16 protein-coding genes and 2 pseudogenes are annotated in these 14,824 nt (G+C 43.3%); 9 read left to right on the forward strand and 9 right to left on the reverse strand.

What is annotated here, in order from left to right; all coding sequences use genetic code 11:
- The first annotated feature begins 56 nt into the window (after nucleotides 1-56).
- The 6 genes from N0824_RS01600 to N0824_RS01625 all read left to right on the forward strand — a co-directional run bounded on the left by N0824_RS01600 (nucleotide 57) and on the right by N0824_RS01625 (nucleotide 5,510).
- Nucleotides 57-704, forward strand: coding sequence for a DUF3386 domain-containing protein (locus tag N0824_RS01600; RefSeq protein ID WP_072927656.1), 648 nt, complete (start codon nucleotides 57-59; stop codon nucleotides 702-704).
- Between the two features lie 73 nt (nucleotides 705-777).
- Entirely contained in the window at nucleotides 778-1,014 is a 237-nt protein-coding gene (locus N0824_RS01605) for a NifU family protein (protein ID WP_002735229.1), read from the forward strand.
- 377 nt (nucleotides 1,015-1,391) lie between these two features.
- Entirely contained in the window at nucleotides 1,392-2,480 is a 1,089-nt protein-coding gene (locus N0824_RS01610) for an isocitrate/isopropylmalate family dehydrogenase (protein WP_002774283.1), read from the forward strand.
- 160 nt (nucleotides 2,481-2,640) lie between these two features.
- Nucleotides 2,641-3,264: a COP23 domain-containing protein gene (locus N0824_RS01615; protein WP_108935445.1), complete on the forward strand. Its 624-nt coding sequence runs from the start codon at nucleotides 2,641-2,643 to the stop codon at nucleotides 3,262-3,264.
- 106 nt (nucleotides 3,265-3,370) lie between these two features.
- Nucleotides 3,371-4,276, forward strand: a complete 906-nt coding sequence (locus N0824_RS01620) for a serine protease (RefSeq protein ID WP_108935446.1) — start codon at nucleotides 3,371-3,373, stop codon at nucleotides 4,274-4,276.
- Between the two features lie 28 nt (nucleotides 4,277-4,304).
- A complete protein-coding gene (locus N0824_RS01625; RefSeq protein ID WP_066029973.1) occupies nucleotides 4,305-5,510 on the forward strand; it encodes a tetratricopeptide repeat-containing serine protease family protein in 1,206 nt (401 codons plus the stop codon).
- 21 nt (nucleotides 5,511-5,531) lie between these two features.
- On the opposite strand, the gene N0824_RS01630 is transcribed toward N0824_RS01625, so the two are convergent.
- The 3 genes from N0824_RS01630 to N0824_RS01640 all read right to left on the reverse strand — a co-directional run bounded on the left by N0824_RS01630 (nucleotide 5,532) and on the right by N0824_RS01640 (nucleotide 8,350).
- A complete protein-coding gene (locus N0824_RS01630; protein WP_108935447.1) occupies nucleotides 5,532-6,131 on the reverse strand; it encodes a hypothetical protein in 600 nt (199 codons plus the stop codon).
- A 48-nt stretch (nucleotides 6,132-6,179) separates the two neighbouring features.
- Nucleotides 6,180-7,394: a hypothetical protein gene (locus N0824_RS01635; protein ID WP_108935448.1), complete on the reverse strand. Its 1,215-nt coding sequence runs from the start codon at nucleotides 7,392-7,394 to the stop codon at nucleotides 6,180-6,182.
- Nucleotides 7,395-7,846: 452 nt separating this feature from the next.
- The gene (locus N0824_RS01640; protein ID WP_002735260.1) at nucleotides 7,847-8,350 is read right to left on the reverse strand and encodes a hypothetical protein; all 504 of its coding nucleotides are present in this window, start codon (nucleotides 8,348-8,350) and stop codon (nucleotides 7,847-7,849) included.
- Between the two features lie 290 nt (nucleotides 8,351-8,640).
- On the opposite strand from N0824_RS01640, the gene N0824_RS01645 reads away from it, so the two are divergent.
- On the forward strand, nucleotides 8,641-8,955 hold the full coding sequence (locus N0824_RS01645; protein ID WP_002758945.1) for a hypothetical protein: 315 nt from the start codon (nucleotides 8,641-8,643) through the stop codon (nucleotides 8,953-8,955).
- A 282-nt stretch (nucleotides 8,956-9,237) separates the two neighbouring features.
- Complete coding sequence (locus tag N0824_RS01650) at nucleotides 9,238-9,633, forward strand: hypothetical protein (protein ID WP_108935449.1); 396 nt, start codon at nucleotides 9,238-9,240, stop codon at nucleotides 9,631-9,633.
- A gap of 188 nt (nucleotides 9,634-9,821) precedes the next feature.
- On the opposite strand, the pseudogene N0824_RS21680 reads toward N0824_RS01650, so the two are convergent.
- A pseudogene (locus tag N0824_RS21680) lies at nucleotides 9,822-10,003 on the reverse strand (hypothetical protein); the annotation flags it as partial.
- 185 nt (nucleotides 10,004-10,188) lie between these two features.
- Between N0824_RS21680 and N0824_RS20645 the strand changes: the two are divergent.
- Nucleotides 10,189-10,338, forward strand: a pseudogene (locus tag N0824_RS20645) (ISKra4 family transposase); the annotation flags it as partial.
- Between the two features lie 151 nt (nucleotides 10,339-10,489).
- On the opposite strand, the gene N0824_RS01660 reads toward N0824_RS20645, so the two are convergent.
- The 5 genes from N0824_RS01660 to N0824_RS01680 form a co-directional block, all read right to left on the reverse strand.
- Nucleotides 10,490-11,422, reverse strand: a complete 933-nt coding sequence (locus tag N0824_RS01660; protein ID WP_108935450.1) for a glycosyltransferase family 2 protein — start codon at nucleotides 11,420-11,422, stop codon at nucleotides 10,490-10,492.
- A complete protein-coding gene (locus N0824_RS01665) occupies nucleotides 11,419-11,799 on the reverse strand; it encodes a GtrA family protein (protein ID WP_108935451.1) in 381 nt (126 codons plus the stop codon). The genes N0824_RS01660 and N0824_RS01665 overlap by 4 nt, the downstream gene beginning before the upstream one ends.
- Nucleotides 11,800-11,865: 66 nt before the next feature.
- Complete coding sequence (locus N0824_RS01670; RefSeq protein WP_108935452.1) at nucleotides 11,866-12,789, reverse strand: transketolase family protein; 924 nt, start codon at nucleotides 12,787-12,789, stop codon at nucleotides 11,866-11,868.
- Entirely contained in the window at nucleotides 12,786-13,604 is an 819-nt protein-coding gene (locus N0824_RS01675) for a transketolase (protein WP_108935453.1), read from the reverse strand. The genes N0824_RS01670 and N0824_RS01675 overlap by 4 nt, the downstream gene beginning before the upstream one ends.
- Nucleotides 13,605-13,655: 51 nt before the next feature.
- Entirely contained in the window at nucleotides 13,656-14,813 is a 1,158-nt protein-coding gene (locus N0824_RS01680; protein ID WP_108935454.1) for a class I SAM-dependent methyltransferase, read from the reverse strand.
- Between the last annotated feature and the right edge of the window lie 11 nt (nucleotides 14,814-14,824).

A 14,824-nucleotide genomic window follows, 5' to 3' on the forward strand; every position in this document is an offset into this window, starting at 1 on the left:
GCGAAAAAATCAGCGACAATGATATAAATGGAGTTATCAACACAAGTAAAGCGATTATGACTGTAGCCACGACGAACGCCCGAGATATTTTCCGCTCCGCCTACGAAAACCGTTACACTTGGGATGAAGGATTCCCCGGTTACACTGCTGATATTATCCTCACCCAAGGAGAGGAAGTCCATACGGGCAAAATTCAAGTTAATGCCGATTATAGTGTGGAAGTAACGGGCATTGATGACGAGAAAGTGCAAGAAAGTATTTATAATCAAATGCGCGACATCGTTACTCACCGCAAAAGAGGCAATTTTGAGGCTTCCCACGGCAAAAACCAGTTTAATTTCGGGCAAGATGATCCCACCGGTGCAGTAGAAATTCTTGTCACCGGCGATGCGATGGGGTCTAATTATAAGGTCCGCGGTCAGGAAATCTGTCAAGTCAGTCGAGTCATGGGACCGATGGCTTTTACTATTAATACCGAGGAAAGTCTCGATACGGGAGAAGGTTATATTTCTATTCGCTATAATGCCATTTTCCGCAATGCTAAAACCGATGAATTAAAGGGAAAACGTGACTTTAAGGAAACCTACGAAAAAATCGGTAATTATTATTTACCCTCCTGTCAAGTGATTAACGCAATCGATGCGGGGGGCGAAAAATCCACCACAGAATTCACTTTTATCAATCTACAGCTTTTAGAATCTTAAGGGTTATCCCCGCCCAAAAAGCGTTAGGATCGAAGTAACTACACTCTAATAAATCTCTGACCAGAGGCTGATTATGTCTTTAACACTGACTCCCAATAACGTCGAACAAGTTTTAGATGAAATGCGCCCCTACCTGATGGCGGATGGTGGTAACGTGGAATTAGTCGAAATCGACGGGCCAGTCGTCAAACTGCGTCTTCAAGGCGCTTGCGGTTCCTGTCCCAGTTCCACCATGACCCTAAAAATGGGCATCGAACGTCGTCTCCGGGAAGTGATTCCCGAAATTGCCGAAGTTGAACAAGCTTTCTAAATCTTGGGTTAATTAATTCTCACCACTGCCCGATTGCTAATTTAATTAGCGATCGGGCATAATATTAATTATATATTTTCTTCTAAGTGGCTAGGTGTTAAAAACTTTCAGAAACCCCCCTTATCAAGGGTAGATCCCCCCGCCTATCGGCACCCCCCTTATCAAGGGTAGATCCCCCCGCCTACCGGCACCCCCCTTATCAAGGGGGGCAGGGGGGATCAAACCCAAAATCTATCTTCAATTTAATTATAACCAGCTACTTACAAGATTGATAAAATTACAGAATTAATTAAGGTAAAAAGTATCTTTTTTAGCCAATTAACCAGCCAATTAAGCATTAACATATACTCGAAAATTTTTATTAAAACTCAAAAATTATGACGGAAAATATCCCCACCATTGTGGTCATGCACGGGGACCAAACTGGAGAAGAACTATTACTAGAAGCCCTGAGAGTATTACAACCCTCGATAATTCGTCAACCGCTTAACTTTGCCGATTTTGATCTTAGTTTAGCCCAGCGTCGCCAGAGTAACAATCAAGTGGTTCATGAGGCCGCCGAAGCGACTCTAAAAACCGGATTAGCTCTCAAAGCTGCCACTATTACCCCAGAAATTAAAGGAGATGTGGGCAGTCCTAACGCTATTTTAAGAGAAGCAATGAATTCTCAGGTAATTCTCCGTATCGGTCGCCGTATCCCCGGTATTCGTCCGATTGGGGGTGTTTATTCTCCCATTGCCATTGTCCGCATGGCCGTTGACGATGCCTACGGGGCCAAAGAATGGCGAGAAACCACCGCCACCGGCGATGAAATTGCCTATCGCACCTCGCGCATTTCTAGGGCTACCAGTCGCGCTGTGGCCGAGTTTACCTTTCAACAGGCCAAAAAAACCGGGGCGCGGGTATTTGGCGGCCCAAAATTCACCGTTAGTGCCACCTACGAAGGGATGTTTAAAGAGGAATTAGACGCAGCAGCCCAAAGACATCCGGAAGTGCGTTATCAACCCCTGTTAATTGATGCAACTTTTGCCCTACTTTTACAAACCGACGGCGAAGCTTTGGTGATTCCAGCACTTAATCGCGATGGCGATTTATTATCCGATTTTGTCTTGCAACTCTATGGCAGTATTGCCGGGGCCGAAAGTTTAGTTTTGGGATTTGATGAGGAGACCCTAGCGGTTAAAACTATTATGGCAGAAGCTCCCCACGGCACGGCCCCGGCTTTAGAGGGCAAAAATATCGCTAATCCCATGGCGATGATTTTAGCCTCGGCAGCTTTGTTAGGTTATATCGAAACTAGCGAAGCGCGTAAAGCTTCTCGGGCAATTTATGAAAGTGTCTTTGAAACTATTCACGAGGGCAAAAAAACCCCCGATTTAGGGGGCCAAATGACCATGAGTGAGTTTACCGATGAGGTGATTCGTCGCGTGGTCAGTAAGTTAGAAGTTTGGTCGGCCTTGGGGTAAACGAACTCATCTGATTGCTCTCTTAAAGTGGTTTGAAGAAAGGGTAATCCCAAAAAATAAGAATTGTTGCAAAAGCCTTGTTTTTGTTTGTTTTGCGGAAAAATAACAGCTACCTTTGAAGTGTGTAACAGAGTCCCTTTGCAGGATTAGGATAAGAACAATGACATTACAAACTTTGACAAAAACTCTGACTATTGGTCTGATTGGTGTAGGAGCTGCCTTGACCTTACAATCACCGAGCCAAGCTCAACCAAGATTCGAGTGTCTTGTGCCAGTGACGGGTCCCTATATAGGAATTCCGACAACTTTTGTCCAATCCGGCCCTAATGAATACAGAGCGGTGATTCGTTGGTCTTCTGATTATTTTAGTGGTTCCGGTTACACTCCCATGCGACGGTGTGAAGAAGTAACTGGAAGATTCAATAGCCTGAACTCTCGACCAGGCGGAATTGGTAATATTAACACGGGCTATCTGAATGGTGAACCAGTCATCTATGTCTCCAGTAGTGGGCGAGAACGGGCTAATAGTGCTAACCTATTATTTACCCTCAAGAGAGGAGATGATGCGAGGCAAAAACTTGCGCAGTTATTTGGCCTCCGGCAAGGAGCCAGCAGCAGTCCTTTGTTTGAAAGCTCATCGGATTCTGCCACTATCGATTTCAGCAAATTCCTAGAAAGCGTTCCCGTGGAAACAAATCCCGCTACGGGTTCGTCCTCTTCTCCGGCGCCGGGGACTTCCCCCGAACAGTCGCCCCAAAAACCATCAGGCGGTTCTGCTTGGTAAACTTTTCTAGTTCTATAGATAAGGTAGGTTGGGTTTCCTTGCGTCAACCCAACTCCCGCTGTTTGGTAAACTTTTCTAGTTCTATAGATAGGAGCATAGTAATCAAGTGAGTCGGCCTATAAAAAGAATTTTGGCTGGTGCGGGCAGTTTATTATTGGGACTGTCCACACCTTTGCTTGCTGTCCAAAGCTATGCTCCTGCTCTGGAACCTAACCAGGCCAATGCCCATAGCTCTCAGCAACTTTCAGAACAACAGCTGCTTCAGTTAGCCAGAGCAATTACCGTTAAGGTGTTATCAGGGCAAGGCTGGGGTTCGGGCATTTTAGTTGAAAAGCAGGGTTCTTCCTACAAAGTCCTCACGAATGACCATGTTTTAGGGCGGTATCGCTCTCGGGTTTGGCAAATACAAACCCCTGACGGCAAGATACATCGGGGTGAGTTGGTCAGAACAGTTCGCTTGAATGATTATGATTTAGGCTTAGTTTCTTTTCGCAGTAGCCAAGTTTATTCTATTGCTGATTTGGCTAATGTCGATGATCTCACTATCGGAGATGAAGTTTTCGCCGCCGGCTATCCCTTTGATTTTACCTTCACCGTTGGTAAAGTGTCGCTTTTGAGTGATAAATCCTTTTCGGGGGGCTACCAAATCGGCTACACCAATAAGATTAAAAATGGCATGAGTGGCGGACCGCTGCTGAATCGGCAAGGTAAAGTTATTGGTATTAACGGGATTCATGCTTATCCTCTCTGGGGTAAATCCTACGTTTTTGCTGATGGAACAGTGACTTCACCAGCACTGTGGGAACAAATGAGTCGATTAAGTTGGGCGATTCCTATCGGGACTTTTTTAAAATCGGGGTCATCTTCTCCATCTGCTTCCAGTCGGCAACGGCCCGCAGTGTCACCCCCATCGCTTCCCACCCATAGAGAACCCACTTTCTCGGAAGATTTTCCTTCTCCATCCTCGTCAACCCCAAGAGAAAAGAATCCCGCTCCCACACCCCTCTGGTAAATTCCACTCAACTGTATTTTTAAACCAGATGAGCAACAATTTCTTGAAAATTTCCGCCGCCCTAGTTAGTATAGCGGTGTTTGTGGTTTCTCCTCAGATTGCTAAGGCATCAACAACTGAGCAGATAGAAAAAATTGCTGAAAAGATTACCGTTTTAATCCCCTCAGAAGAAGAGGGGGCGAATGGGAAAATTACTGCTAATGGCTCTGGATCAATTATTGCCAAAGAAGGAAGGGTTTATACTGTTCTTACTGCTAGTCATGTAATCTGTAAAGATGCTAGAGATGCCTGCAAGTTCTATTACGATCAACTAAAAATTATTACCTGGGATGGCAAGCAATATCCGCTCGATTACAATAGCATCAAAAAATTACCCGGAGTAGATCTAGCTCTCGTGCAGTTTCAGAGCGACCAAAATTATCAGTTAGCGACCTTGGCTAACTATCAAGTAGCTGACGAACAATTTATTTTTGCTTCTGGATGGCCCGACCCGAAATTTATCGGCAAGCGGAAACGATTGTTCAATGTGGGGAAAGTGCTACCCAAGGACATTACACCCTTGCTGAAAATATTTCCCCCGGAGTTGGGGTATGAGATAGTTTATACCAGTGTCACCTATGGGGGCATGAGTGGCGGTCCAGTGTTAGATATAAATGGACGAGTCATCGCGGTTCACGGACAAAATGAAGCCGAAAAAATCGAAAAGGTTCCCGTGCCAATTGGCTTTAGTCTCGCTATTCCCATCACTACTTTTTTGAAATTAGCACCCCAGTCTGGCATTCAAGGGCAGATAAATGTCGAAAGTTCGCCCCCCAATGCCTTATCTTTGCGAGAAATTGGTGATGAATTATACAAGGCTTTTGAAGTTCCCAATAAGAACGATACTAATCCCCTAAACTGGCTTAATCAAGGCAATAAAATGTGGCGGTTAGGACAATTAGCCCTCGCCTATGCCGCCTATGAAAAAGCCTTGCAACTCGATGCTCAACTTTATCAAGCTTGGTACGGGAAAGGTCTGCTCTTGACCTACTGGAAACGCCACCAAGAGGCGCTGGCCGCCTACGAACAAGCTCTCAAAATTAATCCTGACTCCGATACCGCCAAAAAACTGCGAGACAAGCTCCAAGAATCTTTAGGGGGAGGAAATACCCCTTCTCTAACCCCCTCACAGCCAACCACCGCGCCCACCGTGGAGCCTTCACCACAGCCCTCTAATCCGAGGAGACTATGGTGAAGTCAGCAGGGAAAATGCGGGTTAGCGAGCGGCTTCCACCAATGCAGCTAAGGATGCTTGAATTGCCCGTAGTTCTGCGGGAGGACTTGCCAGAAACGCTTCGTTACTGGCCAAAATCATCGCATTATAGGTCTGCACCGCCGCCAACAAGTTAGCTGGATTAACCGCACCACCAGAGGTTAATCCGTTTAAGCCGTCCAATAAGTTTTGAATAACACTTAAAGGCGGTGCGCCTGGTACAGTGGTAAGAGCGGCAGTGACAGCAGTGATATTATTACCCGCCTGTGCATCTGCTGTTAAGATGCTCAGTATCGGTTGCTGAACGGTTGGGGAAATCGGGGTACCCGTGGGGGAGGTTAAACCATTATTAGCTAACTGAGTATTCACAGAAGCCGCCGCTTGATTAACAGAAATTTGAGCCGGTTCTCCCCCCTGAAATCCCGTCACCGTGACGGTGGTGGTGGGGATAGTTTGACCGGCAAAATCACCGGTGGAAAGAATCGGCCCGGTGACATCGGATTGGTTGCCGGTTTGCGCCATACTAGGAGAGACTAGGGCATTGGTCAGCAAAACCGCCGCCACTAGGGAAACTTGCCAATTAGTCAACCATTTCATCAACATGGTATTAATCCTCATTCAAAAAACTAAGTTACACAATGTGAAAACCGACTAACGGGGGAAAAAGTAATTGTAGCCGATACTCATCACGAAGCGAGCGCCGTCCCCGGCATTGCCTGTTAAATCAGCACCCGCAAGGTTAACCGTCAAGGGGATTTTCGGGAAAGGAATCAGGGAAATACCTGCGTTTAAATCTTGACCCGACCATTCGACAATGGCCGAGACAGGTTCAACAATTCGTAAACCCGCACTAGCAAAGACACCGAGCGAGTTTACCCCATCTTCAATGGCTCCTTCCGAGCGAAAACGACCACCACCAACACCCAAAGAGAGCGTCAATTGGCTAAAGGGTTCTTTCGTTGTTTCTGTTAACTGAAAAAATTTGCTCACCACCCCGTAGATACTGCTACCGCCATCTGTCCCACCCCAGTTAATAGCGTTTTCAAATCCTAGGGCCACAGCAAAACCTTCTGGCAGAGAACGGTGAATTTTAAAGCTAAAACTACCCCGTCCAGCATTATCATCAAAAAGGCTCAAAATCGCCAGAGTTACATCTAAACCGACAATTTTCTGGGGGTCTCCCAAACCGCCCCCTAGGGATAACCCACCATCTGCTTGATTGGTGAAACGGGTTCTCGACTGGAAACCGAAACCACCGAAAATCTGCCCAAGACTTGCTCCAAAACCGATGGGAGTAGAGATACTGGCACCAGGGGCAACCACAACTTCCGCCAGTTTCGCAGAAAGGGTTTGCGGTTCCTCAATCAGAAACTCTTGACGTAAACGCTGCAATTCGGGAGAAACATTGGTATCAACGGGGGTAGATGCTTGTGCTTGCCATTTTTCGACTTCTGGAGAGTTATTACCCCCTGCCGGCAAAAGCTGACTCGCTTGCATTGTCCCTAGATTCGCCTTCCATTCTTCTAGGGTTGAAATTGTCCCGGTCTTTTCTGTTGCTAGAGTATCGAGGGAAGATTTCTCTAGTTTATTTTCTAAGGATGAGGGCAGATTACTGTCGGCTAATCCCTCTGTTGTCGAGAAGGAATTGGTGGTCAGAATTCTGTCTGTCCTCTCTAATTCCACGGGGGAATTGATGATAATTTTTTCTTGGGATACCCGAATAGAAGCAGCGTCAATGTCTAAGGGGGAAGGAAGGGCCTTCACTCCATCGCACAGTATGGCTGTACCCAAACAGGAGGTAATGAAAATTCCTCCAGAAAATATGTGTCTCATCTGGCTGTTTCTTTTGGCTTTTTTTAACAACACTTCCAGCTTTCCTCACAGACGAAGTTAATTTGCAAGAATTGTAACTGATTTATTCTTAGATAGCAAGTTATCAAAGTTGCGTTCTCTGTATGATAATCATTGCTTATCATTGGTAGGAGTCTTGCTAGGCAAGGCTTTGAAGACTATCTTTCTGGAAAGAAAATTATCCCTACAGAAACGAGAAGAACCATCTTTCCTTTAGTGGTGTCTGCAATTGTCAATTCGCCTACCCCATCGGCATTACTGAAGAAAATCCTTGTCCTCACTGAAAGTATGGTTTAAAAATTTCCTTGATTCTTTTTGGCCCTAGTCTGCCTAAATGAAGTGTAAAAAATTTACCACCTCTATTCCTGGATTCGCCGGTTGTGGTGCCTCTTCGTCCATGAATCCAATAGGCGGCTTATACCACTAGAACTAAAAAAAGCGGGTTGAACCCCGCTTGTAATCAACAACTAAGCTAACTTAAAGGCATCTCGCCAACACCAGCGCAACAGGGTAAAAGCTATCAAACCTTTAACCACTTCTAGAAACCAGTAACCAATCTGCAAGGACATCATTTCTCCCGACATTCCCGACGCGGTAACGGGAGCCAGTAAACCCATAGCACTCAGATTGGGAGTGAGAAAATAGGTGTAAATTAGGGTGATTACTAAGAGAACACCGGCGAATAGGAGCGATCGATGTTCGGGGAGATGGATTAAGGTATGATAGCGGTGGAAGACAACAAAGCTACACAGCACAATCGCCGCACAAACTAATTCCAGATGGTTAAAAATGCCAAATAGCAAGTAACCGGCACTGGCAAAGCCATTTTGTGTCATCATGCCAGCTACGGATAAGCTGGGGATAATGATTAAATCGATGACGAAACTGGCACTTAACCAGAAACCAAGAACAACCATGGCTAGGGTTGTCCAATTAAACCAAGACCGATAACGCTCAACAAAAGTTTTCATTAGGCTTGCTCCTCCTTGCCTTTCTAACTTAATTGTAAAGAGCGTTCGCCAAAATTTTGGCCAGTTTTTTGGTAATTCTTAGCAATTCTTAGCAATTCTTATAATATCAACTTAGTTTTCCGGAAGGGCAACCAAACAATACCGCTCTTACCTCTAGATTTGGCTACCCGCTCGGCGCAGAATTGTAAAGATTTATCAACAAGTGTTTATAAAAACCTTTAAATATTGACCAAGTTGACAATTATAGACTTACCCTAAAACAATAACTAACTATCTAGGGGTTTACTGTTATGGATAAGGATTTTCGTAACTATCGCATGGTTTGCACCCTCACCTTCGGAGATATTTACGGACAAATAATCGTTTGGTTAATCGTTATTTTTCTTACTCTGGCTTCCACTCTAGCTCTTTGGAGTAGCACTAGACAAATTTTTGCCCTCGCTACCGTGGGGTTAGTCGTCGTCCTCTCTTTGCCTTTTTTACTCTTTGCTTTTGTTACTACCCTCCTCAATCATATTGAATTCGTTCCCATCGAAACGGAAACCAATATTCGTCGTGGTCCTGTACCCGGAGTTAGCGGCAGCCGTGTACCCGCAGCCGGCTAAATCCGACCAAATCCCCAATAAATAATCTAGAGACGTTGCTGACAACGTCTCTAGCAGTTTTTGCCATTGTTTGCGTCGGGGTTTCTCGTCCTTAATTTTTGTAAAATTTTGTAAATTTAACTTGTTTTTAAACCCTTTTTCTGGTAGTGATTATCCAAAGAAAAATAGATGAAGCAGAGAAATTGTCAAGACAATAATCTTGTTTGCTGCCTGATCCCGGTCAATGATAAATTTTAAAATACTCAGTCTTTTACATTTTCCCAACTCTCGGAGTGATCCCCGATGTTAAAAAATCTCTTTGGTGGCAAAAAATCTGACTTTTACCTAGAACTAAAAGAAACCGATGGTGAACAACAAGCAACAGCAACCACGGCAGCAGCCGCCCCTGTTGTGGAAGCGCCCGCCGCTGCTGTCGAGTCTGCTGCCGCCCCTGTAGCCGAGAAAAAAGCCCAAAAAACTTCTATCAAGAAAGAAAAGCAAGCAAAAGAAACTCCCGCCGCTCCTGTGAGCGCACCGGCCCCCTTAGCCCCCACTAACGGTAAAGTAGAGCCGCAAGAAGTGGAATTTGCGACAAAATACTTGATTACTCCTAGTATGTCTCGCCGTCGCCCTGGTCCAAGTTTGAATGGTTTCAAAGATATGGCGCGCAAGGCGAAATTACCTGCTAACCGCGGCTAAATCCCCCGGGATTGCTTTCTCAACAAAAAAAAAGGAGAGCTTTCTTTGACTCTCCTTTTTCATCAGGGTGCATCTACTGACTCAAGTTTAGCAGAGAGTTTTTTTAAGGTTGGTTATTTAGGTTACTCCCTAGAGTATTTTGGGGATAATTATTTCCTGTCTTTTTGGGTAACTTTTAAAACCTAGGACTAGATCGAACTGAGCGAAGCGGTGATCACTACTACCCCGATCTGTTTCCAGTTTTTCAGTTCCCCGACTTTTTCGACGAGATCGGTGGTTTTCCCCGTCGCGTTCTCTATAACTTTAACTCGATCTGCTTGCAGCTTAAACCCTCTATCTTCGCGTCTAGGGTTCCGATGTCGCCTTTGATACTAAATCCGTTGAGTATAGGTTACTTATGAGGAGAGGCAAAAGGCAAAACGCAAAAGGCAAAAGAGAAATAGATAATCAGTCTTTGATAACTGGATTTAGTATAAAATAAGTATAGAAGAAACCGCCAGCTGGACGAGAAGAGTAAAAAGTATTTTGGGTGAATTACCAATGATGGTTATTTTCAAGGGAATTTCCATTGGTTCTGGCCCCGGCTCATCTCAAGTGAAACAAATTGGTTTTTTTGTTAGAATTGCTAGTGCAATGTGGAATTCTGGCAATGTACCGCAAGTCTTTCGTCATCGCTGTGCCTATCTAAATGCTTCTCTTTTTTAACTTTTTTATTTACCTCGTTAAGCATTCTTACTTGATGTAAATGTGAGATGGTCTGCCTACAAATTCTTCAATTAAAGACTCTCAGGAAACTTGCATTCTAACCATTACTATTTGTCCTCCAAGATTAAGTTAGTATAACAAATACAGTCACTCACTCAAAGTTGATTCTTTCACGTTCGACAACTAAAGGCCTTTTTAAAATTCTCATGTGCATTAATCCGATATATTCCCCAATAATACCGATGAAAAATAGTTGCACCGAAGATATAAAAAACAGCCCTACTGTTAGGGGTGCAGTCCCCAGAGGAAAACTATTCCAAAAAATAAGTTTAGCGATTAAATAACCCATTCCCACCATAAAAGTGAGTATTGCCATAAAAAACCCTAAAATAGTCGCTAATCTTAGAGGCACTTTAGAATGGCTGGTAATGCCTAGCATAGCATAATCATACAATCTATAGATATTTTGGCTACTAATGCCTCTTTGACGTTGCTTTTGTCGATAATGAACTTCTGCGCTTTTTATCCCCAATTCGGAAATAATTCCCCGCAGATAAGGATAAGGATCATCCAGTTTTCTTAAAATTTGAATCACTTCCTGATCATACAATCCAAACCCAGTAAAATGCCCCGTTAGTTTAACTTCTGCCACCTTACCAATAAAAAAGTAATATAAGGTTCTAATCAGATAAAACAAAGAACTTTCTTCGCTAGAAGTCTTAATTCCTTTCACCACTTTATAACCCTTTTCCCACTCCCGGACAAAATCATCAATGAGAGAGGGGGGATCTTGTAAATCAGCATAGAGTAAAATAACCGCATCCCCATAAGCTTGTAAAAGTCCGTAATAAGTAGAACGAACTGCGCCGAAATTTCTCGCGTTAACAATGATTTTAACCTGCGGATCTTTTTCGGTAATTTCCCTGAGAATTTTTACCGTGTTATCCGTTGAATCATTATCAATAAAAATATGTTCCCAATCATAACCATATAAAGAATCAAGCACTGCTTTAGTTTGAGGATAGAGTTCTTCAATATTCCCCTCCTCATTGTAGCAAGGGGTCACTACACTAATTTTTTTCATGGTCTATTTCCTCTAAAAACAAAGGTTTTATTTAAAAAATAGGAAACAATTGCTAGAGGCAATACCAAGACAGCTTGTGCCACTAACATATTAATTCCTAGCATCTTGACAATTCGTAAGGATTCAGCGTTTAATAAATAAATCACTAAATAAACACCAATAAAGCGAGCGATTAGTCGATTATTTTGGTCTTTAAAAACGATAGCTCCGATAGTTTTAAAGTTGAATAATACCCCGCAAATAGTAGCGATAAGTAAGGAATAGCGCTCATCTAATCCTAGACGAAACAGCAAGGCAAACACCCCATAACCAAATAAGGTATTAACTACCCCCACTAACAAAAATCTAACAGATTTGCTTTTTTTGAACAGATACATTTTTCAAGTTTATTTTGACAATTAGTGATTACATTGGTCTTGACCTTCTCCTCACCTGTAAAATGGCTAATACACTCTTTGTAGCATGGCCAGAGCCGATTGCACAATGCCATCCAAATCAAGTCCTTGTTGGGAACGTAAAACCGTTTGACTACCAGCGGTTTTAACGGCTTCTCTTTTTAACCTTAAAGGTTTAAATTTCACCGATTCGCCGGACTGTGCCAGAACTTCTGCAACTGCACTTCCTAAACCGCCAATTCCATGTTCTTCTAGGGTGATTATCTTTTTAGTCTTTTCGGCAGATTGTAAGACAGATTGTTCATCTAGAGGGTAGAGAGTCGGCATACTCAAAACTTCAATAGAATAACCCTGCATCGTCAGTTTTTCAGCCGCTTTAACGGTTAAATCTAGCATTCCCCCTATACTGATTAAGGTCAAATCTGTCCCCGACTGTAACTCGATTGCCTTACCAATTTCAAACTGAGGCTCCCTGGGGTGAACTTGAGGCTCACCGGCTTTCCCTAATCTTAAATAACAGGGACTAGATAGGTTAACAATAGCTTGAGTCGCTAACTTAGCTTCTAGAGGATCCCCCGGAGCGATAACCGTCATATTAGGTAAGACTCTCATCACCGCTAAATCTTCTATGCCATGATGGGTATAACCCAGAGAACCATAACTCAGTCCGCCACCAACAGCAACGATGTTAACATTGAGATTGTGACAACAGACATCATTGCGAATCTGTTCAAAACATCGCATAACAGGAAAATTGACAATAGAGTAAGTAAAGACAATTTTGCCACTCATCGCTAGTCCAGCCGCAATTCCCATCATATTTTGTTCGGCTACTCCCACGTTGACATATCGATCGGGAAAGCGGTCAGCAAATCTTTCCAAAACTGAATAGCCTAAATCAGCACACAGAAGCCAAATTCTCGGTTCCTGTGCGGCCATTTCACAAAGAGTGTCTATAAATGCTGTTCTCATAATCTCTCCTCAATTTCGGCGATCGCTTGGGCTAATTGTTCTATATTAGGTGACTTGTAATGCCAAGCCAGTTGATTTTCCATAAAACTGACTCCTTTTCCCTTAACAGTATGGGCGATAATACAGCTAGGTTTGCCCTTTTCAAAAGGAACACTATTGAAAGCGTCTTCAATCTGCTGGAAATTATGACCGTCAATTTCTCGCACTGACCAACGAAATGCCTGGAATTTAGCTGTTAAGGGTTCAAGGTCAAGCACTTCTTGGACCGTGCCAAAACTCTGAATCTTGTTATAGTCCACAATAACAACTAGGTTATCGAGTTGATGCTGAGGCGCAAATAAAATTGATTCCCAGTTTGAGCCTTCGTCTATTTCCCCATCACTAACTAGAACAAATACTCGGTAGGGTTTATCTTCACGTTTACCAGCTAAAGCTATACCACAACCGATAGGTAAACCATGACCTAAAGACCCGGTAGAGGCTTCTATTCCGGGTAGATAATGACTGATATGACCGGTTAACTTAGAACCATCTTGACAATAGGTTTCTAGCCATTCTAGGGGAAAAAATCCCCGTTCAGCCAGTACCGCGTAGAGAATAGCCGCACTATGACCTTTACTGAGAATAAATCGATCGCGGTCTAGCCAATTTGGGTTAGTCGGATCAACTCGGAGAATTTTGCCATAGAGTACGGCTAATAAATCAGCCATGCTTAAACAACTGCCAATGTGAGAGGCATTAGCTCGATGAACCATCCGTAAAGCCTGAAGACGGATTGATTGAGCTAATTGTTTGATTGTGTTTGCTTGAATCATTGCTCTTTGACAAAGTAGAAAATATAAGGGGTCTGAAATTCCGGGAGAACCCTAAGAATCAACAACAGTATCGCTATCGACCCAAAATTGTAATCCTTTTCCCAAGAAAGAGATGGCCCCTGTAAATTTTAAATTGTTCCGAAGTTGGTTGATAATTTCATCCCGATAAGCCATTGCTGTGATAATGACTATATCAACGGGATTTTTCCTTAATTCTTCTGGACTAACCACAGGCAGGTGACTAACAGGGGTAAATAGACCTTGTTTGTAAGGGTCAGAATCTATAACATACTCAATTCCGCTAACTCTAGCAACGGCAAGAGTAGTAATTCCCTTAGCACCAGACCCCCAAATGGCTACTCGTTTCCCTTGACTTCGAGCTTGAGTTAATAGACAAGCAATATCCCGAGTCAAAGTCTCCACAGATTCCTGTAGAGCCTGAAAACTCGGTTGAGGATCGACTTTGACAATGGCTTCAAGATATTCTCCATTCATCCCTCGTCTCAGGTCTAAAACCGAAAAACCGTTGCTTAAGAGTGCATATCGCAGGGTTCTTTGGGAAAAGTAGTTGAGATGATCTGGAAAAAAGTCATAAAAGCGGCTGTTTTCTATAGCTTGCTCTAAGCTAGGAACCTCAACCAATCCCACCGCATTTTCTCTCATGGATAAGCGAATGCCTTGTAGAAATTGATGGATGTCCGGTATGTGTTCTAAAACTTGACGGGTCACGAAAGCGTCATAAGGCGATTCGGGAATTAAGTGATCACAACTCACATATCCCGAAAATACTTTTAATCCTTTTGATATCGCCAAATCTCGAAAAGAGGCTGAAGGTTCAATACCTAGTGAAACTGTGCCTAAATCCCGCAAATATCCTAGATAATTACCATCTCCACACCCTATTTCTACTAGACGCTTTCCGACTAAGTTATACTTCTGGACAAAGTTTGATGCTTGAGAAAGCTGATAAGTTCTCATTTGTGGTGAGTGACTTATAGTCATCAGATAATCATCATAATAACTAGATTCTAAAATGTCAGCAATTTGCACAAAGCCACATTGTTTACAATTATAAACATGGACATCAATGGGTTTATCCTGATTTAGTTCCGTTTTTTTGAGCAATTTAGAGATATTGGGCGATGAATGGGGCAGATACAAGCATTTTTCCAAATTGTTTGAGTAGCATAGTCTACATTTTTCAATCATAAAATTAGTTT

Origin of the sequence: Microcystis sp. 0824 (assembly GCF_003112475.1) — a bacterium.
Classification (GTDB): domain Bacteria; phylum Cyanobacteriota; class Cyanobacteriia; order Cyanobacteriales; family Microcystaceae; genus Microcystis; species Microcystis aeruginosa_C.